General features: G+C 56.8%; 26 protein-coding genes. 21 read left to right on the top strand and 5 right to left on the bottom strand.

Annotated elements, in window-relative coordinates; translation table 11 throughout:
- Positions 1 to 4 precede the first annotated feature (4 nt).
- The 5 genes from H8696_RS06635 to H8696_RS06615 are packed head-to-tail and all read left to right on the top strand — an operon-like array spanning position 5 to position 4,033.
- On the top strand, positions 5 to 739 hold the full coding sequence (locus H8696_RS06635; protein ID WP_249316146.1) for a class I SAM-dependent DNA methyltransferase: 735 nt from the start codon (positions 5 to 7) through the stop codon (positions 737 to 739).
- Between the two features lie 9 nt (positions 740 to 748).
- On the top strand, positions 749 to 1,624 hold the full coding sequence (hslO, locus tag H8696_RS06630; RefSeq protein ID WP_249316145.1) for an Hsp33 family molecular chaperone HslO: 876 nt from the start codon (positions 749 to 751) through the stop codon (positions 1,622 to 1,624).
- 2 nt (positions 1,625 to 1,626) lie between these two features.
- Entirely contained in the window at positions 1,627 to 2,397 is a 771-nt protein-coding gene (locus H8696_RS06625; RefSeq protein WP_249316144.1) for a PHP domain-containing protein, read from the top strand.
- A 10-nt stretch (positions 2,398 to 2,407) separates the two neighbouring features.
- Entirely contained in the window at positions 2,408 to 3,241 is an 834-nt protein-coding gene (locus H8696_RS06620) for an alpha/beta hydrolase (RefSeq protein ID WP_249316143.1), read from the top strand.
- Between the two features lie 60 nt (positions 3,242 to 3,301).
- Positions 3,302 to 4,033, top strand: coding sequence for a YebC/PmpR family DNA-binding transcriptional regulator (locus H8696_RS06615; protein ID WP_249316142.1), 732 nt, complete (start codon positions 3,302 to 3,304; stop codon positions 4,031 to 4,033).
- Between the two features lie 46 nt (positions 4,034 to 4,079).
- Here H8696_RS06615 and H8696_RS06610 read toward each other — a convergent pair whose 3' ends face one another.
- Positions 4,080 to 5,561: a hypothetical protein gene (locus H8696_RS06610; protein ID WP_249316140.1), complete on the bottom strand. Its 1,482-nt coding sequence runs from the start codon at positions 5,559 to 5,561 to the stop codon at positions 4,080 to 4,082.
- Positions 5,562 to 5,700: 139 nt separating this feature from the next.
- Here H8696_RS06610 and H8696_RS06605 point away from each other — a divergent pair, with 139 nt between their 5' ends.
- The 7 genes from H8696_RS06605 (at position 5,701) to H8696_RS06575 (ending at position 11,553) form a co-directional block, all read left to right on the top strand.
- Positions 5,701 to 6,246 (top strand): BofC C-terminal domain-containing protein, encoded by a 546-nt coding sequence (locus tag H8696_RS06605; protein WP_249316137.1) that lies wholly within the window; start codon positions 5,701 to 5,703, stop codon positions 6,244 to 6,246.
- Positions 6,247 to 6,308: 62 nt separating this feature from the next.
- Positions 6,309 to 7,550, top strand: a complete 1,242-nt coding sequence (locus H8696_RS06600; RefSeq protein WP_249316134.1) for a glutamate-5-semialdehyde dehydrogenase — start codon at positions 6,309 to 6,311, stop codon at positions 7,548 to 7,550.
- Positions 7,547 to 8,584: an A/G-specific adenine glycosylase gene (gene mutY, locus H8696_RS06595; RefSeq protein WP_249316132.1), complete on the top strand. Its 1,038-nt coding sequence runs from the start codon at positions 7,547 to 7,549 to the stop codon at positions 8,582 to 8,584. The genes H8696_RS06600 and mutY overlap by 4 nt, the downstream gene beginning before the upstream one ends.
- Before the next feature lie 83 nt (positions 8,585 to 8,667).
- Entirely contained in the window at positions 8,668 to 9,591 is a 924-nt protein-coding gene (gene metA, locus H8696_RS06590) for a homoserine O-acetyltransferase MetA (RefSeq protein ID WP_249316131.1), read from the top strand.
- A 14-nt stretch (positions 9,592 to 9,605) separates the two neighbouring features.
- Positions 9,606 to 9,818: a hypothetical protein gene (locus H8696_RS06585; protein ID WP_249316127.1), complete on the top strand. Its 213-nt coding sequence runs from the start codon at positions 9,606 to 9,608 to the stop codon at positions 9,816 to 9,818.
- A 128-nt stretch (positions 9,819 to 9,946) separates the two neighbouring features.
- Positions 9,947 to 10,957 (top strand): LacI family DNA-binding transcriptional regulator, encoded by a 1,011-nt coding sequence (locus tag H8696_RS06580; RefSeq protein WP_249316126.1) that lies wholly within the window; start codon positions 9,947 to 9,949, stop codon positions 10,955 to 10,957.
- Between the two features lie 26 nt (positions 10,958 to 10,983).
- Entirely contained in the window at positions 10,984 to 11,553 is a 570-nt protein-coding gene (locus H8696_RS06575; protein ID WP_249316124.1) for a peptidylprolyl isomerase, read from the top strand.
- Between the two features lie 36 nt (positions 11,554 to 11,589).
- Here H8696_RS06575 and H8696_RS06570 read toward each other — a convergent pair whose 3' ends face one another.
- The 3 genes from H8696_RS06570 to H8696_RS06560 form a co-directional block, all read right to left on the bottom strand.
- Positions 11,590 to 11,901 (bottom strand): spore coat protein, encoded by a 312-nt coding sequence (locus H8696_RS06570; RefSeq protein ID WP_249316123.1) that lies wholly within the window; start codon positions 11,899 to 11,901, stop codon positions 11,590 to 11,592.
- An 18-nt stretch (positions 11,902 to 11,919) separates the two neighbouring features.
- Positions 11,920 to 12,138 (bottom strand): hypothetical protein, encoded by a 219-nt coding sequence (locus H8696_RS06565; protein ID WP_249316119.1) that lies wholly within the window; start codon positions 12,136 to 12,138, stop codon positions 11,920 to 11,922.
- 72 nt (positions 12,139 to 12,210) lie between these two features.
- Positions 12,211 to 12,462 carry a hypothetical protein gene (locus H8696_RS06560; protein ID WP_249316118.1) on the bottom strand — a complete coding sequence of 84 codons (252 nt, stop codon included), beginning with the start codon at positions 12,460 to 12,462 and terminating at the stop codon, positions 12,211 to 12,213.
- Positions 12,463 to 12,565: 103 nt separating this feature from the next.
- Here H8696_RS06560 and H8696_RS06555 point away from each other — a divergent pair, with 103 nt between their 5' ends.
- A complete protein-coding gene (locus H8696_RS06555) occupies positions 12,566 to 13,195 on the top strand; it encodes a regulatory protein RecX (protein ID WP_249316116.1) in 630 nt (209 codons plus the stop codon).
- A 44-nt stretch (positions 13,196 to 13,239) separates the two neighbouring features.
- Here the strand turns inward: H8696_RS06555 and H8696_RS06550 are convergent, their stop codons facing one another.
- Complete coding sequence (locus H8696_RS06550; protein WP_249316114.1) at positions 13,240 to 14,370, bottom strand: aldo/keto reductase; 1,131 nt, start codon at positions 14,368 to 14,370, stop codon at positions 13,240 to 13,242.
- A 104-nt stretch (positions 14,371 to 14,474) separates the two neighbouring features.
- On the opposite strand from H8696_RS06550, the gene H8696_RS06545 reads away from it, so the two are divergent.
- The 8 genes from H8696_RS06545 (at position 14,475) to pstC (ending at position 20,834) form a co-directional block, all read left to right on the top strand.
- On the top strand, positions 14,475 to 15,458 hold the full coding sequence (locus H8696_RS06545) for a biotin--[acetyl-CoA-carboxylase] ligase (protein ID WP_249316113.1): 984 nt from the start codon (positions 14,475 to 14,477) through the stop codon (positions 15,456 to 15,458).
- The gene (locus H8696_RS06540) at positions 15,451 to 16,374 is read left to right on the top strand and encodes a P1 family peptidase (protein ID WP_249316112.1); all 924 of its coding nucleotides are present in this window, start codon (positions 15,451 to 15,453) and stop codon (positions 16,372 to 16,374) included. Before H8696_RS06545 ends, H8696_RS06540 begins: the two co-directional genes overlap by 8 nt.
- Positions 16,371 to 16,736 carry a holo-ACP synthase gene (gene acpS, locus H8696_RS06535; protein WP_249316111.1) on the top strand — a complete coding sequence of 122 codons (366 nt, stop codon included), beginning with the start codon at positions 16,371 to 16,373 and terminating at the stop codon, positions 16,734 to 16,736. Before H8696_RS06540 ends, acpS begins: the two co-directional genes overlap by 4 nt.
- A gap of 2 nt (positions 16,737 to 16,738) precedes the next feature.
- On the top strand, positions 16,739 to 18,274 hold the full coding sequence (locus H8696_RS06530) for an NAD(P)H-hydrate dehydratase (protein WP_249316109.1): 1,536 nt from the start codon (positions 16,739 to 16,741) through the stop codon (positions 18,272 to 18,274).
- Between the two features lie 12 nt (positions 18,275 to 18,286).
- The gene (locus tag H8696_RS06525; RefSeq protein WP_249316107.1) at positions 18,287 to 18,562 is read left to right on the top strand and encodes a ribbon-helix-helix protein, CopG family; all 276 of its coding nucleotides are present in this window, start codon (positions 18,287 to 18,289) and stop codon (positions 18,560 to 18,562) included.
- Positions 18,562 to 18,912 (top strand): type II toxin-antitoxin system PemK/MazF family toxin, encoded by a 351-nt coding sequence (locus H8696_RS06520; protein WP_249316349.1) that lies wholly within the window; start codon positions 18,562 to 18,564, stop codon positions 18,910 to 18,912. The genes H8696_RS06525 and H8696_RS06520 overlap by 1 nt, the downstream gene beginning before the upstream one ends.
- A 92-nt stretch (positions 18,913 to 19,004) precedes the next feature.
- A complete protein-coding gene (locus H8696_RS06515; protein WP_249316104.1) occupies positions 19,005 to 19,877 on the top strand; it encodes a YitT family protein in 873 nt (290 codons plus the stop codon).
- Between the two features lie 72 nt (positions 19,878 to 19,949).
- Positions 19,950 to 20,834 (top strand): phosphate ABC transporter permease subunit PstC, encoded by an 885-nt coding sequence (pstC, locus tag H8696_RS06510; protein ID WP_249316103.1) that lies wholly within the window; start codon positions 19,950 to 19,952, stop codon positions 20,832 to 20,834.
- Positions 20,835 to 20,859 lie beyond the last annotated feature (25 nt).

Below are 20,859 nucleotides of genomic sequence, written 5' to 3'. Positions count from 1 at the left end.
GGACTTGTACGAAGGATGGGCGGCGGTATACGATGCCTGGATGGCGGACCTGGACTACGAAGGCTGGGTAAGGATGGCCCGTGCGGCCATGGAGCGTCTCTGCCCTGGGGGGAGGACCGTCGTGGATCTGGCCTGCGGCACCGGCAACGTGAGCCTGCCTTTGGCGGAGCTGGGTTACCAGGTGTGCGGGCTGGACGGTTCGGCGGACATGCTGGACCTTGCCACGAGAAAGGCCCGGCGGCGGGGCCTTGCCATTCCTTTCGTCCGGCAGGACCTGCGGACCTTTCAGCTGCACAGGCCGGTGGATTTGGCGGTGTGCGCCATCGACGGGGTCAATTATTTGACCGATCTGGAGGACGTGGAGAAATTCTTTCGCCGGGTTCACGAGAACCTCAGGCCCGGCGGAGTGTTCGTGTTCGATATTAGCTCCGCTTATAAACTGGAACATATATTGGCGAACCAGTTCTACGGCTGGGATGAAGACGAGGGCGCATGCCTTTGGTTCAATGAATATGACTGTGAAAGCCGTATTCTGACCTTGGAGTTGCTCTTCTTTATCAAGGAGGGAGAGCTTTACCGAAAGGTGCCGGAGACCCAGCGCCAGCGGGCCCATAAGGTGGAGGAGCTGGTGCCAAGGCTCCGAAAGGCGGGTTTTGCCTCCGTGGAGGTCTGCGGCGATGGTCAGAAGGCACCGGAGGCGGACGAAGAGAGAATCTATTTTATTGCGCAGAGAATGTGAGGATCAAGTATGGACAAGATTATCAGTGCATCTTTGGCCGGCGGTGACGCCGTGGTAATGCTGGCCCATGGGCCGGAACTTTGCGAAAGAGCGCGGCAGATTCATGGGCTTTCCCCGGTGGCCACGGCGGCCCTGGGTCGGACGCTCATCATGTCGGTGATGATGGCCAGAAGCCTCAAGAATGAAAGCGGCAGTCTGTCGGCGACCATCAAGGGGAACGGTCCTCTGGGCGGATTGGTGACGGTAGCCTATCCTGACGGCACGGCCAAGGGGTATGTGAACAACCCCGATGTGGAGCTGCCGCTGAACGGCCGGGGCAAGCTGGACGTGGGCGGAGCTATTGGTGAAGGTACCCTGACCGTGATCAAGGATATCGGCATGAAGAAGCCCTATGTGGGCAAGGTGGAGCTGAAAAGCGGCGAGATTGCCGAGGATTTTGCCTGGTATCTCGCCCTTTCCGAACAGAAGCCGGGGATTGTCTCCTTGGGTGTGCGGGTCGATACCGATGGCAGCGTGCTGGACGCCGGCGGCGTATGGGTGCAGCCGCTGCCGGGCTGCAAGGAGACCACCCTGGATTCCCTTGAAGCCATAGCGCCCCTTCTGAGCAACGTAAGCAACCTTTTTGAAGGGCATACGGTGGAGGAGGTGCTGGACAATGAGTTCGGATTTTTGGACGCCCAGGTGTTGGAGACCTTCGTACCGGCGTTTCGCTGTGATTGTTCCCGGGAGCGGATCGAACAGGTACTGATCAGCATGGGTGAAGCGGAGATCAGAGATATCCTCGAAAAGCAGGGCGAGGCGGAAGTGACGTGTCATTTTTGCCGGGAGGCTTACAAGTTCAGCGGCCCGGAACTGGAAGCGCTTCTCGCTTCGGCCAAGAGCTGACCATGGAATTGATCGGCGATTTCCATACACACACGGTGTATAGCCATGGCAAGAGCACCCTCGCTCAAAATGTTGCCCGGGCCAAGGAACTGGGGCTCAGGCATATCGGCGTAGCGGATCACGGCCCGGCCCATCTCATGTACGCCAGAAACCGCAAGTCCGAGCCGGAACTTCGGCGGGAAGTGGACGAGCTGAACGATCGGTACGGCGGCAACCCCCGGGTGTGGATGGGGGTGGAGGCCAATCTTATCGGCCTGGACGGCGCCATCGATATTGACGAGGCCATGATCCCCTATTACGACCTATTGCTGGTGGGTTATCATAAGGGGGCGGCCAGCCGCACCTGGCGGGATATCCGGGGACTCAACCTGCCCGCCGCCGTGGCGTCCCTGACAAAATGGCAGCGCATCAAAGCCCGTATGAGCGAGCGGATTACAGCGGGGCTTGTGGCCGCTCTGGACCGCTATCCCGTGGCCATAATTACGCATCCCGGGGAGTACATTCCCATCGATATGGCGGTGGTAGCGGTGAAGGCGGCCGAGGTGGGCACCGCCCTTGAAATCAATACGAAGCATCCCTATGTGTCGGTGGAGGCGGGGCGGATCGCCTGGCAGGCGGGAGCGGATCTCATTGTGGGCAGCGATGCCCATACCCTGGAGCGGGTGGGGGATTTGAGGGACGGCGTACTTCGGGCGGAAGCGATGGGAGTGCCAGCCGAACGATTGCTCAATGCCAGTGATGCGGGTGTTGCCCGGCTGAAGCGGGCGAGATAGGAGGATGGAAATGGAGATTTGTCTCAAGGGATCGGACGGCGCTTCCATCGCGGGCCTGCGCTGGAAGGCGGAGCAGCCCAAGGCGCGGCTGTGCGTGATCCATGGGCTTGGCGAGCACGGCGGACGGCATGGGAAGATGACGGCATTCATGAATGAGAAGGGCGTGGATGTATGGGGCATCGACAACCGCGGCCATGGCCGGAACGGAGGAAAGCGGGGCTGTATCCCTTCCTATGAGCAGCTGCTTTTGGATGTCAAAACCCTGGTCGATGCCGCAGCGGCTGCGGAGCCGGCCTGCCCAGTGTTCCTTTTTGGGCACAGCCTCGGTGGAAACATCGTTCTGAATTATATTCTGAGACAGGATATAAGCTGGCTCAGCGGCGCCATCGTGACCAGTCCCTGGCTCATCCTCAAGAACGGCCCCGGCAAAGCCAAGGTCGCCATGATGGAGAAAATGGCGGGAATCTTTCCCAATCTGACAGTGGACAACGGCCTGAAGCCCGAAAGCCTTACCCATGATGAGGAAATTGTGAAAAATTACAGCGATGATCCGCTGAACCATTCCCGCATATCCCTTCGTTTGGCCAAGGAGGCGTACGGCGCGGCGGACTATGCCTTGCGTCATGGGCAGGATCTCAAAGTGCCGCTTTTTCTTGCCCATGGAGAGGAGGACCCCATCTGCGCCTTCGAAGGCAGTCAGACCTTCTGGCGGGAGTGTTCTGGTTACTGTGAATTCCATGGTTTTCCCGGCTGCTATCACGAACTGCATAACGAGCCCATTGGCAAGGAGCTTTTTGCCGAGGAATGGGCTTTTATCGAAAAACATAGGGGCGGCAGTTGCTAAACTTTGGCGCCCTCGGTATAATAGAAAAAGCGCATGTACACATGAAATGGAGGGCTATTTGTGTCAGGTCATTCGAAGTGGGCAAATATCAAACGCAAGAAGGAAAAAACCGATTCCCAGAAGGGCAAAATTTTTACCAAGCTGGGCCGCGAGATCGCCGTTGCTGTCCGGGAGGGCGGAGGCAGCGATCCAAACAACAATTCCCGGCTGAAGGATATTATCGCCAAGGCCAAGGCGGCCAACATGCCCAACGACAACATCCAGCGCAGCATCAAGAAGGCGGCTGGCGAGATGGGCAACGTGACCTATGAGGAAGTGATCTACGAAGGCTATGCCGCAGGCGGCGTGGCCGTGATCGTGGAGGTTCTCACCGATAACCGCAACCGCTCGGCCTCGGATATTCGCCATCTATTTGACAAGTTTGGCAACGGCATGGGAGCCACTGGCTGTGTGGGTTGGATGTTCGACCGCAAGGGTGTTCTGGTGGTGGACCGCAAGGACGGCATGGACGCCGACGAGGTGCTCATGACGGCATTGGATGCCGGCGCGGAGGATATGGAGGAGATGGAAGAGGCCTTTGAGATCACCACCGATCCCGCCGATTTTGCGGCGGTCCGGGAGGCCCTCGAAAAGGCGGGATATGAGTTCAGCTCCGCGGAGCTCGCCCGCATCCCCCAAAACACCGTGGAGGTTGCCGGGGATGTGCAGGAAAAGGTGGAGCGGCTGATTGACGAACTCGAGGATAATGACGATGTTCAAGAGGTCTATCACAACGCCGATTTTGCCGATTGACAGAGGTTAAAAAGAGCGGCCGGAAGGCCGCTCTTTTTTCATGCGCTTATTTGGCGAGATACTTGAAGAAAAAGCTTTTCTCAGGCTCCATGCACACAAAATTTGCCGCATGGGCATTCTCGAGATTGGCCTGATAATCGGAGAAGGTCTTCCATTCATCGGCCACCGTGTAACCCTGAGATGTGTAGACCACCGAACGGGCAATCTCCGTAAAGGGCGTTACAGCGCCTACGAGAAGAAGGAGAACGAGCCCCGCGGCGACCCAGCGCCTTCTCCTGCGGAAGGCGGCCTGGAGGCGGACAGCGGTCAAAGAGACCAGAATGAATATAGCGGGGATGCTGGCTCGCATCATGAGATCGCTGCTTATACCCACCACAAAAAAAGGCAGAATGCAAAGCATTGCGACTATGATATAAAATTCTTTATTCCTGCGATTCTGGGGCCACAGAATAAGCGCGTAGAGGCCGAACTCCAGCAGAAGAAAGACCGCATAGTTCAGCATATATTCCCAGCGGAAATAATCCATGGAGAATAGAATGCCGCTACGGCTGCCCAGGGAATTGTTGATGGTGAAAAAGCTTCCGAATACGATGAGTATGGGCAGAGCCGCCAGCACGCTTTGAAGGGACAGGGCCTCCTTCAGATGGAGAAGCCATGTCTTCAGCGTCCTTCCGTCCTTGAACACGCACCGATAAATGATAAAGGGCAGAAGTCCCACGGCGGGGAAGGGTGCCGCTGGGATGGCCAGCGCCAGGATGAGCCCCAAGTTGCCGCGATTCTCCGTATTCAGCATGAGAGCGGTGGCCAGCCATGCGGGAACGCTTTGATTGAACACCCAAAACAGCTGGGTAGTCATGGAGGAGTATTGGAAGATCCCGCTGCCCGCCCACCATTCCATGTGAGTGGTGACGGACGGCGGTGCACCCCAGAACAGGAGGTAGCCCACAATATCAAGGCCGCTCCATAGGGCGAGCAGCACGGTAAGAAGCAGGGGATTGCATTTCGTATGGCGCACCAAAAGCAGCAGAATCGCAGCAAGGCATAGAGCGATGTAGAAGCAAAGGGCCCAGCCTGCCGCCGGGAATCCCAGCACCTTGCCCACCAGCGCCGCGGGAAGAAAGAAGGCGAAATAGTAGACCAACGCTCCATCCGCCGGTGCGCCCTGGGAGAGCATGTCGTAGCGCACGGGCCAGCTAAAGTCAATGAGATCATGCATCACCGCGTTGCGTCCATGGAAGTCCCAGTTTTGATAGGCCGTGCCCGATATGCCGGAGAGGAGGAGCCAGGCCAAAAGAATGAAGGCGGACAGCGCGATAAAGGTCCACCTGCCCTTTGGAAAAAGGCGGGCCTTGAACTCTTTGTCGGATATGAAAGAGGTTCTCTTGAGGGCAAGGATCAGGCTTGTGACGAGCGCCGCCGAAGCGGGCAGCGCGATGTACCATTTCAGCCAGCCCCAAAAGAAGAGCACCGCCGGCAGCCCCAGCAGCGTATAGGTCAAAATGTGCAGCGTCCTATCCAATCGATTCATGAAATACTCCCATTCAAACAAGATGAAACAAGGTTAAGTATAGCACAAATCGGGGGTTGTGACCCGTTCCTTGGATACTTTTGTATGAAATGACGGGGCCTTGGGAAACATGGTAAAAAAACATGGAGGCATACGAAAGATGCAAGTGATTCATTGGTTGCAGGATAATAAACGGCCCGTCATTATGGCTGTGTCCCTTGTATTGGCACTGGCTGTGGGGTTGGTCCTCGGCTTTTTCCTCAACGCCTGGGCGGCGGGGGAGGAGATGAGCGTGAGTCAAAGCAGCGTGACCCTGTCCCCCTACGCAAAAGTGGTGTACCGCTACACCTATGCCCCCTGCGGGCACATACTGAAGCAGGAGGTGCCCATCCCGCGGGAATGGGCGGGGCTTACCGAAGAAGGGCTCCGGGAGACGGCAGGCCGGGCCGCCGCCTATTTCAGTGCGGATCAGGTCATCGTGGATGAACGGCTGGATCTTTATTGTCCCGAACATTTCGTGCTGAAGGAGGAAAACGGTCAGCTCCAGATCTATCAAAATGCCGATGGCAAGGACGTTCAGATCATCCACACCCTGAACACGCCGGTGGATGCTTTGCCGGAGAACGTGCGGGCGTCCCTTCGCCAGGGTATTGCTTTCGATTCCCTGGAGGAGCTGGAAAGCTACATTGAAAGTCTGGAAAGCTAACGGTTGACAATGGAAACCTCCACAGGATAGGATAATAAAAACAGCTTTGAGGAGGTTCCCCAATGGCACTACGTGAACAGGCAATTGCGGCAAAGAGAGCTTCAGTGGAAACGGCGGCGTTATCCATCCCGGAGAAAAATCGGGTTCTGGAGGCCATGGGCCGGGCGCTGCTTGTCCGCCAAGATGAAATTCTTGAGGCCAATGCCCTGGATGTGGCGGCGGGCCGGGAGCATCTCAGCCCCGCCCTAATTGACCGGCTGACCCTCACAAAAGCGCGAATCGAGGCCATGGCTCAGGGCTTCATGGACGTGGCCGGACTGCCCGATCCCATCGGTCAGGTTATCTCCATGGAGAAGCGGCCGAATGGTCTTGTCATTGGTCAAAGACGGGTGCCCCTGGGTCTTGTGGGCGTTATTTATGAGGCGCGGCCCAATGTGACAGCCGATGTGGCGTCCCTTTGTGTCAAGACGGGAAACGCTTGTCTGCTGAAGGGGGGCAAGGAGGCCTTTCGCTCCAATCTGGCGATTGTAAAGATTCTGCAGGATGCCGGAAAGGAAACAGGATATCCCGGGGATGCGGTGCAGCTTGTGATGGACACCAGCCGGGAAACCACTCGGGAGATGATGGGTCTTACGGGCATACTGGACGTGCTCATCCCAAGAGGCGGAGCGGGACTCATCCGTGCGGTGGTGGAAAACGCCAGCGTACCGGTGATTGAGACGGGTGTGGGCATCTGTCATACCTACGTGGATGAAGGCGCCGACCTTGCCATGGCCCAGCGAATCGCCGTCAATGCCAAGGTGAGCCGGCCCGGCGTGTGCAATGCCATGGAGACCCTCTTGGTCCATCGTGCGGTGGCGAGTATCTTTTTACCAAGCTGTCTTGAGGCCTTGAAGGCGAAAGGGGTGGAAATCCGGGGCTGTGCCGAAACCCAACGGATTGTGCCCTGGGTGAAGCCGGCGGCGGAAGAGGACTGGGACACGGAGTATCTCGACCTCATCCTGTCCGTCAAGGTGGTAAACGGCATGGACGAGGCTGTCGAGCACATCAGGGATCATGGCACCGGCCACAGTGAAGCCATCATCACCGAGAATTACACCCGCGCTCAAAACTTTTTGGAGCGGGTGGATGCGGCGGCGGTGTACGTGAACGCGTCCACCCGCTTCACTGACGGCTTTGAATTTGGCTACGGCGCGGAGATCGGCATCAGTACCCAAAAGCTCCATGCCCGGGGTCCGATGGGACTTTTGGCGCTCACCTCCACCAAATACATTATCTATGGCTCGGGACAGGTGCGTGAATGAACATCGAAGCCTTTCGCGGGGCGCTTTTAACCTGGTTTGACGGAAACAAGCGGGATATGCCCTGGCGCAGGACCAAGGATCCTTACGGCATCTGGGTTTCGGAGGTGATGCTTCAGCAGACCCGGGTGGACACGGTGATCCCCTATTATGAGCGATTCATGACCCATTATCCCACAGTGGAGGCTTTGGCCGAAGCGCCGGAGGAAGCCGTGCTGAAGGACTGGGAAGGACTTGGCTACTATCGGAGAGCCAGAAATCTTCAGAGAGGTGCCCGTTACGTGCTGGAGAACCACAGCGGCAGGATGCCCAGGGATTACGAAGCCATCCGAAAGGTGCCGGGTATCGGCGACTACACTGCGGGCGCCATCCTCAGTATTGCTTATAATCTGCCCGTTCCGGCGGTGGACGGTAATGTGGTGCGGGTGATGGCGCGGCTCACTGGAACCTATTGGACAGCAGCGGATAAAGCGCCGGTCCGGACGGCGCTGGAGCCTCTCATGGACCGGCAGCGGCCCGGAAGCTTCACAGAGAGCATGATGGAGCTGGGCGCTGTAATCTGCACGCCAAAGAATCCCCGCTGTCTTGCCTGTCCCGTGCAGCGGGAATGCCAAGCTTTTCAACTGGGCATTGCGGATGAACTTCCGGTGAAGGTGCAAAAGGGAGAGATACCGGTGGAGGCCTACACGGTGCTGGTGCTGACCTGCGAGGAGCGCATTTACCTTCAAAAGCGGTCGGAAGGGCTTCTGGGAGGACTTTGGGAATACTTTGTGGTGCCGGGCTTTCTGGAGCCGAGAGGCGCTGAGGAATTGGCCGAGGGTTGGGGATGCCAGGTTTTTTCCCTGGAGGACTGGGGCAAGGCACACCATGTCTTCACCCATAAACGGTGGTCCATGCTGGGCTATCGAATGCGCCTTGACGGTCGACCGGATCTCCCCGGGGAATGGCTAACTTTGCCGGAATACGGTGAGCGGGCGATTCCTTCCGCCTATCAGCACTATACTGAAAAGTTGAAGAAGGAGATCTCGGAGCGGTGAACCCGCTCCTTTCCTATCTGTGGACAAGTCTTAAAACCTCGGCTATAATGGTTTAACGATCATTTTGGAAGGAAGGGACGTCCATGCCCGTACGGGTTGCCGACCATCTGCCGGCGGTAAAAACGCTGAACGAAGAGAATATATTTGTGATTCCAGAAAGCCGAGCTTCCCATCAGGATATTCGGCCTCTCCGCATCGCTATCTTGAACCTCATGCCGTTGAAAATTGTAACGGAGACCCAGCTGCTCCGTTTGATCGGCAATACGCCCCTTCAGGTGGAGATCACTTTACTCCATCCTGCCAGCCATGTTTCCAAGAATACGCCTATGGAGCATCTTTTGACCTTCTATCAGACCTTCGATCAGGTGAATCATGAAAAGTTTGACGGGCTCATTATCACCGGCGCGCCGGTGGAAAATCTGGCCTTTGAGGAGGTTCACTACTGGGAGGAACTGACAAGGATCATGGACTGGTCCAAGAAAAATGTCTATTCCACGCTCTATATCTGTTGGGCGGCTCAAGCCGGTCTGTACCACCATTTTGGCATCCCCAAGGCGATTCTTCCCCAGAAGCTGTCCGGCGTATTTGAGCACAGGGTCCGGGAGGAGGAGCGAAAGGCGCCGCTGGTGCGCGGCTTCGACGATGTGTTCTATGCACCCCATTCACGGCACACCACGGTGGATCCCAAAGATGTGGAAAGAACGCCGGGACTTCGCATCCTTGCCGATTCCAAGGAGGCGGGCGTATATCTGATGGCTACGGCGGACAAAAGAATGGCTTTTGTGACCGGACACTCGGAGTATGATCCGCTGACCCTGAAGGAGGAATATGAACGGGATTTGGGCAAGGGGCTGCCCGCCGAAATTCCGCTGCACTATTTTGAGGGCGACGATCCTGCAAGGCCGCCGGTGGTAACCTGGCGGGGGCATGCAAATCTGCTGTTCAGCAATTGGCTGAACTATTACGTCTACCAGGAGACCCCGTACGATTTGAGCCGAATTGGCTGAGGAGGTATTTTGCCGTGATTTGTATCTGTCCCGACTGTCAGGTGGACCGTGTTCACGTGGACAAGGGCATCTTCAGCTATTGCCAATGCCCCGTGTGTCTCTCCAGATGCGATATCTGCATGGGGCAGAACCGGATGCTGAGCCGGGAGGAGATCCGTGCCGGTCATAAGGCCGAGGAGCTCTACCATCAGCGCCTTGAAGAGGACGGCGAGGGACCGGATTTTTAAATTAAGCCAATTAATATGTTTTTTCACAAATTTTTCACGCTCCACCATCTTGACGCGGGGCCTTCCCCAAGGTAGAATGGAAATAGCTTGCTGTAAGCGGTTACAAATGACGGGGCGGGGAGGCATCCATGAACATTTACGAAGTGGCGGAAAGGGCCGGAGTTTCCATAGCAACGGTTTCGCGGGTCATCAACCGCAGTGCCAAGGTGTCTTCAGCAACCCGGGCCAAGGTGGAAAAGGTGCTGGAGGAGATGGAGTACACGCCGAGCGCCGTGGCCAGAAGCCTTGCCACCAACGCGACGCGGCTGGTGGGTATCCTATGTGCCGATAATCGGGATCCGGCTTTTGCCGAATCCATCTTTTATGCCGAACAGACCCTGGCTGCCGAAGGCTATGACTGTTTGATGGGCAACGCTACCGGCGACCTCAAGCAAAAGGATTATTACATCAAAGGGCTCCTGGAAAGGAAAGCCGACGGTGTTCTCATGTTCGGCGCATCCTTTGAGGATGAGGGGGAACAGAACCTGCTCAGACTGGCCGCCAAACGGATGCCGGTGGTCATGGTGGCCTCCTCCACCAAGGCCAAGGAGGTCTATCAGGTCACCAGCAAGGAGGATATGGCGGTCGCCTCCATCGTGAAGGGACTGGCCCTCAGCGGGCACAAACATTTTGCCTATCTTTATGATGCCACCAGCCCCAGCGCCAGGATCAAGCTGAACGGCTTTGAGCGTGGCCTCGAGGAATCGGGCCTTGGCGGCGCCAACGGCGCGGCGGTGCGGGTTGCCAAGGGGTTTCACGGCGGCTTCACCGGTGCAAGATGGCTGATCGATCATGGACTGTTTTTTACGGCGCTGCTCACCAGCGAGGATGCTTTGGCGGCGGGTGCCTTGAAGGCTTTGATTCAATCGGGCCGGCGGGTGCCGGATGATGTGTGCGTTTTTGGGCACAACAACTCGGAGCTGTGCCTTTGTACCGAGCCCTCCCTGTCCAGCGTGGACAACCGTATGGAGGAGCTGGCGCGGCTGGGCGTAAGAACCCTGCAGAGCGCCATGAATTCCTCCAAAAAACCCCTGCAGGTGGCGCAGATTCCCGCCAAGATCGTACAGCGGGACAGCAGCGTACCCTTTGATGTGGAATAACCTTGGATGGAAAGGAAGATAAGCTTATGAAACGCTGGCTGGCAGCGGGATTATCCATACTGATGCTTGCACTTTTTGGCGCCGGATGTGGCGGCAAGGATACGAAAAATCCCATCGCGACCCTGGAGCTCAAGAACGGTAAGACCATCAAGATGGAACTCTTTAAGGACGCCGCGCCGGAGACAGTGGCCAATTTTATTGAACTGGCTGAATGCGGATTCTACGACGATTTGACCTTCCACAGGGTGGTGCCTGGGTTTGTGGTTCAAGCGGGCGATCCCAAGGGGGACAGTTCCGGAGGCCCGGGATACACGATCAAAGGGGAATTCAGTGCCAATGGCGTGGACAATCCCACCGAACATGTGCGGGGCGTGGTATCCATGGCCCGCCGGGAGGACGATTACGATTCGGCGGGTTCCCAGTTCTTTATCTGCCTTGCTGATTCTCCCCAGCTCAATGGGCTTTACGCGGCCTTTGGCAGGGTGATGGATGACGAAAGCATGGCGGTGGTGGACGACATGGCCACCCTTACCGTGGACGCCAACGGTAAACCGGCTTCTCCGCCGGTGATCAAAACCATCAAGATTGAGAAATAAAAAAAGACGGACATTTGTCCGTCTTTTTTTTCGGGATTATTGTCCCATCTGGGTCTGCATCTGGGAGAACTGCTGGCGGGCCTGATCGATATCCTGAGCAGGCGCGGCCTTAACCTGGTAGTAGCCCTTCTGACGCATATGATCAAAGATCTGATACTGGTCGTTGAACAGCTGATTCAGATTGTCGTTCATCACGTTGCGCAGTTCGGGATAGGTCGTCTCGGTGATTCCGGTCTCATACAGGCCGATGATCTGCTTTTCCGAAGTGAGCAGATCGTTGAGCAGTTCCTTTTCGCTCATGGCGCCGGTGCTGCCGTTGTTCATGGGATTTTGCTGTGGAATGTTCATATCGCACGACTCCTTTACTTATTGATGGGTGTTCAGATAGGTGAACAGCTTGTTGAAATGCTCCTTGTGGTGCTGGGCCACGGTTTGAATGCAGTTCTTCACCGCAGGATCGGTGAAATACTGAGCAAACTGGGTGCATTTCTTGTAAGCAAGGGACTCATGCTCGAGCTGATCCGAAAGATAGGCCAAGCTCTTGGTCTCGATCGGCGGGCACATCTGGGGTTGATTCTGATTCATGGGAATGGTACCTCCTTTGATCGTTTTACGATCTTATTTTGGGAAGATACCCTTCTTTTTATACCAGGAAAGCTAGAGCAAACCCAGAATCTGAGATTTTTTATGACGGATTCTAATAATTTTTTTGAGGGTACGCCGGTCCCTCCAGCCCACATAGGGGAAGGCGTAGCTGGCCACCAGGGCAAATTCATTGCGCCTGAAGATGCCCTTCCGGCAGAGCCTGCGGAATTCGGCCAGCAGAGCGTCCGCTTTATGCCGCTCCTCAAGCTGCAGGCGGACGGCAGCTTCGTCCAAAGCTTCCATCTGTTTTGCTGTGTAGTTCATTTCGTGCACCTCCAAGGCATGTCCTTTCCATAGACTATGCACCTTGGCGGGAGACTAGACCATTTTACGATGGGCCGTTATAATGTAGATGGAGGTGGGAAGCGTGGGCAGAATTACGGATATCAAACCTCAGCAGCGGGATAAGAGCCGCCGTTCCATCTTCGTGGACGGGGAATACTGCTGCGGCGTGGGGGATATTGTGATCGCCCAAAAGCGTATCAAGATCGGACAGGAGATCTCGGTGGCGGAGCTGAAGGAGCTGGTTCGGGAGGAGGAGGAGCGTTCCGCCTTTGACCGGGCGCTCACCTATCTCACTTATAGACCCCGCACCCGCAAGGAGCTCACCAAGTATCTCACGGATAAGGGCTTTGAGGAGGGTGTCATCACTGTCACGCTGGATAAGCTGGAGCGCTACCGGTATGTGGATGATGCTGCCTTTGGGCGGCAATGGGTGGATGAACGGAGCCGCCAGGTGAACCGGGGCGCTCGGATGATTCGCCAGGAACTGAAGCAAAAGGGTTTGTCCGAAGAAGAAGTTGCGGCGGCCATGGACCGGGTGGACCCGGAGCTGGAGCTGGAAAAGGCGGTCAAGCTGGCTGAAAAGTATGCACGGCGATGCGAGGGGGAGCCCGTCTTTAAGCGCCGGGGCAGGATAGGCCAGGCCCTTGCCCGCAGGGGCTATGAATGGGATGTGATCGAGCAGGCGGTGAATCGGGTGCTTGCGGACGATTAAAAAACGCTTAACGCGAAAAAGCGCTAAGCGTTTTTTTATTTGATCTAGGCCAAAGCCTTATCGGCCTTACGCAGCAGTTCGATGATACTAAGATGCTGGGGGCAGGCGGCTTCACAGGCACCGCATGCCACACAGGCGCTGGCGTCCTGTCCGTCGCCCACAAGGCTTTGATAGAAGCCCCTGGGTCCCGTGTAATCCCCGAAGATGGAGCCGCGGTTGTACTGCTCGAAAATTTTCGGGATAAATACGTTATGAGGGCAGGGCAGGCAGTACTGGCAGTCGGTGCAGGGCACCTTGATGCGGGAGTTGAGATAGGTGCGCACCTTCTCCAGCGTCTGCGCCTGAAGAGCCGTTAGATTCTGAGCGGGAAGATGCTCAAAGATCCGGAGATTCTCCTCCAATTGTTCCATAGAGCTCATACCGCTTAAAATGACCTTGATTTCAGGGTGATGGGCCACCCACTTGAAAGCCCAGGCGGCGGCGGACAGATTTTCATGGGAAGCGTCCAAAATTTCCAGAGCCTTTTGGGGAAGCTTATGGGTGAGCTGACCTCCCTTCAGCGGCTCCATCACCACCACATCGGTGCCCCTCTCGGCGGCGTAGCGCATGCCCTCAAGACCGGCCTGCAGATCCTGGTCCAGATAGTTGAGCTGGATCTGGGCCATGTCGAAGGGATAGGCGTCCACGATTGTTTTAAAGGTGGCCAGCTTGTCGTGGAAGGAGAAACCGGCGAAGCGGATCCGTCCGTCCCTCTTGGCCCGCTCCAGGAAATGGAGAACATCCACCTTCATCAGGTTGTTCCACCGGCCCTGATCAAGGGCGTGGAGCAGGTAGAAGTCGATGTGGTCGGTGCCGCACCGTCTGAGCTGTTCGTTGAGATAGAAGTCCAAATCCTCCGGCTTTGTCACCAGCCAGCAGGGCAGCTTTGTGGCCAGGTAGGTCTTCTGCCGGTATCCGCCGGCCAGCGCCTTCGCCACCAGGGGCTGACTCATTTCTTCGTGATAACCCCAGGCCGTGTCCACGTAATTGATGCCCCGGTCAATGCCGTAGCGAATCATGCGGACGGCCTCCCTTTCATCGATATCGGCAGGGCCGGTAAGAGTGGGCAGCCGCATGCAGCCAAAGCCAAGCAACGAGGTCTTAACGCCCAAGCGTTTGAATTCACGATATTCCATTTTGCACCTCCTCGAATGCGATTAACTCCATTATAGCACATGGGGGAAGGCGACTTGAAAAATGTTCCGCCGGGATGTATTCTAGAAAGCATAAGGAGGTTAACATGAAGGACAAGATTTTGGAACTTTTGCTGTCCACCGACGGCTACCTGAGCGGGGAAGCGATCAGTAAACGCTTTGGTGTCACCCGGGCCGCCGTATGGAAGTGGATGGATCAGCTCAGGCGGGAAGATGGTGTGGAGCTGGAATCCCATCCCCGCCAGGGCTATAAACTGAAAGAAAGGCCAGATCTGCTGCTGCCGGCGCTGATTCGAGAGAAGGGCTCGGGCCGGTTTTTCGAGGCCATCGATCACCTTTCCATTGTGGATTCCACCAACAACTATTTGAAGCAGCTGGCCCGGGAAGGTGCCGGCGAGGTGCGGGTGGCCGTAGCCGAGGAACAAAACGGCGGCAAGGGGCGGCTGGGCCGGGGGTGGGTCTCCGTCCGGAGCAAAGGGGTTTTCGTATCCATCCTTCTAAGACCCCAGCTGCCGCCGGCACTTGCGGGGAACATTACCATGATGGCGGCCCTGGCCGGTGCGAAAGCGGTGGGGCGCCTGGGGTTTGATGCTAAAATCAAATGGCCCAATGATATCGTGGTGGAGGGCAAGAAGATCTGCGGTATCTTGACCGAAATGAGCGCCAACATGGACGCTATGGAGTGGGCGGTCCTGGGGATGGGTTTTAATGTAAACCAGATGAAGGAGGATTGGCCGGAGGATCTGCTGGACAAGGCGTCCTCCCTTCGGATGCTGGGCGGCGGAAGGAAGGTGGAGCGCACCGCCCTTCTTGCTGCGCTGCTCACGGAAATGGACGGGCTTTATACCAAGCTGGAAGCCGGCGCTTTCGGGGAGATTCTTGAGGAGTACCGGAAGCATTCGGCGACGCTGGGAAAGCGTGTGCGGGTGATCGACAGCAAGGGCGAATACACGGCGGACGCTGTGGATTTGGACGAGGAAGGAGCGCTGGTGGTGAGAACCTTGGAGGGCGAAGTTCACAAGGTGCTGGCTGCCGATGTCTCGGTTAGGGGGCTGATGGGCTATGTATGAGGGTAAACTAACGGATGTGAAAGGGCTCACGGTGGGTCATGTGGAAGATGAAAAGGCACGGACGGGCTGCACCGTGGTGCTCTGTGGGGATGGCGCCATGGGCGGTGTGGATGTGCGTGGAGCAGCGCCGGGCACCCGGGAAACGGATCTTCTGCGTCCGGGCAACACGGTGGAAACGGTCCATGCCGTTGTACTTTGCGGCGGAAGCGCTTTTGGACTGGACGCCGCCTCCGGCGTGATGCGCTTTCTGGAGGAACGGGGTATCGGCTTTGATACGGGCTACGCCAAGGTGCCCATTGTACCTGCGGCGGTGCTTTACGATTTGGGTGTGGGTCGTTTTGATGTGCGCCCGGATGGGAAGATGGGCTACGAGGCCTGTCAAAATGCGGGGGAAGACGTGCCCCAAGGCCGGGTGGGAGCCGGCTGCGGCGCCACCGTGGGTAAGATTCTTGGCATGGAGGGCGCCATGGACAGCGGTATCGGCACGGCCAGCATCCACCTGCCCGGCGGCGCCGTGGTGTCAGCGCTCATTGCCGTGAACGCCCTTGGCGATGTGGTGGACCACAATACCGGTGAGATTCTAGCCGGTGCACGGTTGGCCGGACAGTTTATAGGTACGGCTGAAGCGATGCTGACAGCGCCGCCCCAGGGCGGACAGGGCGCGAACACCACCATTGGCGTGGTGGCCACCAATGTTGCTTTGGACAAGGCCCATGCGAACCGGCTGGCCTCGGTGGCCCACGACGGCCTCGCGCTGTCCATTCGTCCGGTGCATACCCCCCATGATGGCGATACCCTCTTTGCCCTGTCCAAAGGCGAGGCTGAAGCGGACTTCACTGTTCTTTGTGCGGCGGCGGCGGAAGTGTGTGCGAGAGCCATTGAAAACGCGGTGCTGGCGGGAAGGAATCCGTCATGATCCGGGGTATCGGCATCGACGTGCTGTCGGTGGACCGCATCGCTCGATCCATGGAAAATCCAAGATTCCTCAGCAGAATGTTTACCGAGGGGGAACAGACGAAGATTATGAGGGGCGGCCCCTCCACAGCGGCGGGCATATTTGCCGCCAAAGAAGCGGTGGTTAAAGCCCTGGGCACCGGATTTGACGGTATCGCTTTTCACGATGTGGAGGTTGTCTGGAGCGTTAAGGGTCAGCCGGAAGCCAGGCTCACCGGCGGCGCTGCGGCAAGGCTTTCGGCCGTGGAAGCGGACCGGGTGCATCTTAGCATATCCCACGATGGCGGCAGGGCTGTCGCCATTGCGGTGCTGGAAGGAGAATGATCATGCGCTATGTGGTGATGCCGGAAACGATGAAGGAGCTGGACGGTCGGGCAGTGCGCGAGGCGGGCATGCCTTCCATGGTTTTGATGGAAAATGCAGCCGCCGCTGCGGAAGGGGTGCTGGAGGAGCTTCACCCGATGGGCAGGGGCTGGTTCGTGTGCGGTACGGGCAACAACGGCGGGGACGGCCTGGCGCTGGCCCGGCGGCTTCACACCCGGGGGCGGCAGGTTTTTGTGGCCGTGGCAGGCCGGGAGGAACGCATGTCCCCCGACTGCCGGCAGAATATGAATATTCTCATGCACGCGGGCATCAGTCCCGTATGGATTGGCGATATGGAGGAGTGGAAACGCTTCTTTAATCCGCAGGCCGGCGACTTTTTGGTGGACGGCCTGTTTGGGACCGGCCTGGACCGGCCCCTGGAGGGGATCTATGGGGAAATTGTATCCGCTATGAACGCCAGCGAACTTCCCATCCTTGCCCTGGATATTCCCTCCGGTGTTTTTGGCGCCAGCGGCCAAGTGGAGGGCGATGCAGTCCAGGCCGAGGCAACGGTGACCTTTGAGCACATGAAGCCCGGTCTTCTGCTCTATCCCGGCCGGGCCTATGCGGGACAGCTTTTCGTGCGGCCTATCGGCCTTTTTGTTCAGCCGGAAGAGGGCTTCGACGGCCGTATGTGGGAAGCGGAGGATGTGGCTTCCGCTATCCCGCCAAGAACGAACAATTCTCATAAAAACAGCTATGGCAGCGTGGGCGTGATTGCGGGGAGTCTCGGCATGATGGGTGCGGGACGGCTTGCCGCGCTTTCAGCGCTTCGTGCGGGCGCGGGTCTTGTGACGCTGGCGTGTCCAAGGAGCCTTCAACCGGAGGCCGCCTTTGACCGGGAGATCATGACCTGGCCCTGTGCCGAGGAGAACGGCAGCTTTGGCATGACCAGCCTTGAGGATGTGCTGGCCATGGCGGAGGGAAAGGATGCCCTGGTGATCGGCCCGGGTCTTGGGAAAAATCCGTCGATTCGGATGCTGATTAGGAATATTCTGGACAATATCCAAATACCTATCATATTGGATGCGGACGGTCTCAACCAAATGACCGGCGATCTGAAGAATCTGGGGGACCGGGGCGCTCCGGTGGTGCTTACGCCCCATCCCGGCGAGATGGCGCGGCTTCTTTCATGGAAAGCAGCTGAAGTGGTGATGGACCCGATAGCTGCGGTGGAAGCACTTCACCAGCAGACGGGTGCTACGGCGCTCATCAAGGGAAGCACCACGGTGATTAAGGGCCGGGGTATTATTAATTATCATATGGGCGGCAATCCAGGCATGGCTACGGCGGGCAGCGGCGACGTGCTTTCCGGCATTATAGGAGCGCTTTTGGCCCGGGGCCTCGACGGCGTGAAGGCGGCTTGCTGCGGTGCTTTTCTGCATGGACTTGCGGGAGACATGGCGGCCGCGGAGCTTGGCATGGACGCTATGATCGCTTCGGATATCATTGCCCATCTTGCGGGCGCGTATCAAAAATTGGCCGAAGCCTATAGTTAGGGAGGATGGACGATGGCGCAGCTGAAGAAAATTCTGGTGAGCCTTGAGGAGGACCTTCTTGAGGAAGTGGATGAGCAGGTGCGCAAAAGTTCGATGAACCGAAGCGAATTTATTCGCGAGGCCATGAAACTTTATTTGGATGAGCGGCATAAGATGGAAATTAGGGAGAAGATGAAAACCGGATATGAGCAGATGGCCGCTATCAACAAGGACTGGGCGGAACTCTGCTTGGACTCCGACAACAAGGTTTTAGACGCGTATGAAACTGTATTGGCGGAGAGTGAATAATCATGATAAGACGCGGAGATATATTTTATGCCGACCTCAATCCCACGATTGGTTCCGAGCAAAGCGGCGTTAGGCCCGTTTTGGTCGTTCAGAACGATATTGGAAACAAGTATAGTCCCACGGTCATCGTGGCGGCCATCACTTCCAGGATCAACAAGGCAAAACTGCCCACACATATTGAGGTCAGCGCCAAGGAATACGGACTGACCAAGGATTCCATCGTGTTGGCCGAGCAGGTCAGGACCATCGATAAGAAACGCTTGCAGGAGCGAATCGGCTCGCTGGGTCCGGAGACCATGGTGAAGGTCAACGAAGCCTTGAGTATCAGTCTCGGGTTTGTGGATCTCTAAAGAAAATACCTAGAAAGAGTCTGCCCATGGGTAGGCTCTTTCTTTTATGCACGAAATTGGATATACTGTCCATAGGACAAAGGAGGGATCCTATGAAAAGCGAAGCCAACCGCATGAGCCTCAAGAATATGCTTCTCATCATTGTAGGTGTTTTTATCATGTCCTTGGGCTATCATTTCTTTATCGTGCCCAACGATTTGGCACCCGGCGGAGTGACCGGCCTTGCCATCGTGCTCAACAGCCTCATATCGGCGCCTATCGGTCTTGTTACAGCCTTGGTGAACATTCCCCTGTTTCTCATAGGATACCGCATCCTGGGCCGGAATACGGCTATTAAATCGGTGATCGCGGCGCTGCTGCTGTCGGCGGCGCTTGATTATCTGCCTTTGCCCGCCATGACGGAGAATCCTATTTTAGCGGCGGTTTTCGGCGGTGTTTTTGTCGGCGCGGGACTGGGTCTGGTGGTCAAGGCCAACGCCAGCACCGGCGGCAGCGATCTAATTGCTCTCATCTTCCATAAGAAGCATCCCAGCTTCAGCGTGGGCAATTTCGTGTTTGTCTGTGATATGGTGGTGATTCTGACGGCGGGCATCGTTTTTGGCGCTGAACAGGCCCTTTACGCTTTCATTTCCCTTTTTATCACCATGAAGGTGATGGACATGGTCCAGGAAGGCTTTACGGCCAATAAAGCCTTTTTCATCATCACCCATCATGGTGAGAAGATTGCAGATCAGGTCATGCGGGAGCTGAACCGGGGTGTCACCTTCCTGGATGCCCGGGGCGGCTACAGCCAAAAGGACGTGGAGATGCTCTTTTGCGTGGTGGGCCGGATGCAGGTGGAACGGCTCAAGGGTCTGGTTAAGGAGATCGATCCCAAGGCCTTTGTGGTCACCAGCAGCGTAAATGAGGTGGCGGGCGAGGGCTTCTCCTATCCTTCGGAATCTCCAAAATTAACGTCAAATTAACAGGGCCGTAAGTTCGGCTTAACGGTGGCGCTCTATGCTCTTGTTAAAGAGAAACAAGAAGGAGTGCCACCCATGGAAAAAAAGAAACGAATCGGGGGTAAACTCGCCAAAGGCGTGCTGTTCTTCTGTGCCAGTCTGTCGGTCATTTTGGTTATCCTGATGACCGTGATGATCTTTAAAGAGGGGCTTCCCATCTTCAAAATTGCCGGCGTGAAGGACTTTTTGCTGGGCAGCGACTGGTACCCCACCGCTGCGGAACCCTCCTATGGCATCTTTCCAATGATTGTGGGTTCCCTGTATGTCACCTTTTTAGCCCTTTTAATCGGGCTTCCCATCGGGCTTTTGACAGCCATTTTTATCTCAGAAATCGCATCCCCCAAAATTTCAAGACTCCTTCAGCAGGCCGTTGAAATTCTCTCGGGCATTCCGTCCGTGGTATACGGCTTTTTTGGGCTTACCGTGATCGTGCCCTTCGTGCGGACCGTGTTCGGGGGTACGGGCCTTTCGGTGCTTTCCGCAGCCTTCATCCTGGCCGTTATGATTCTGCCCACCCTCATCAGCGTATCGGCGGTATCCATGCGGGCGGTGGATAACAGTCTTCGGGCGGGCTCGCTGGCCCTTGGTTCCACCAAATGGCAGTCCATCTACAAAGTGGTGCTGCCAGCCGCCGTCAAGGGCATTGCCGCGGGTGTGGTGCTGTCCATTGGCCGGGCTATCGGCGAGACCATGGCGGTGATTCTGGTCGCAGGCAATACGCCGGCCATCCCCGGCGGCATACTCGATCCCGTCCGAACCATGACGGTGAACATCGTGCTTGAAATGGCCTATGTGCGGCCGGGTACCGAACATTATACGGCTTTGTTTGGAACCGCATTGGTGCTGTTCCTGTTTATCATGCTGCTCAATCTTGTGGTCAATCGAATCCTGCATAAGGCGGTGAGTATTAATGGAAAATAGCGGAAGGGTATCGCTGCCGGTTGCG

The organism is Gehongia tenuis, from assembly GCF_014384795.1.
Taxonomy (GTDB): Bacteria; Bacillota; Clostridia; order Christensenellales; family NSJ-53; genus Gehongia; species Gehongia tenuis.
Note: the sequence above shows the minus strand (reverse complement) of the source record. Positions and strands in the feature narration are given on the sequence as shown.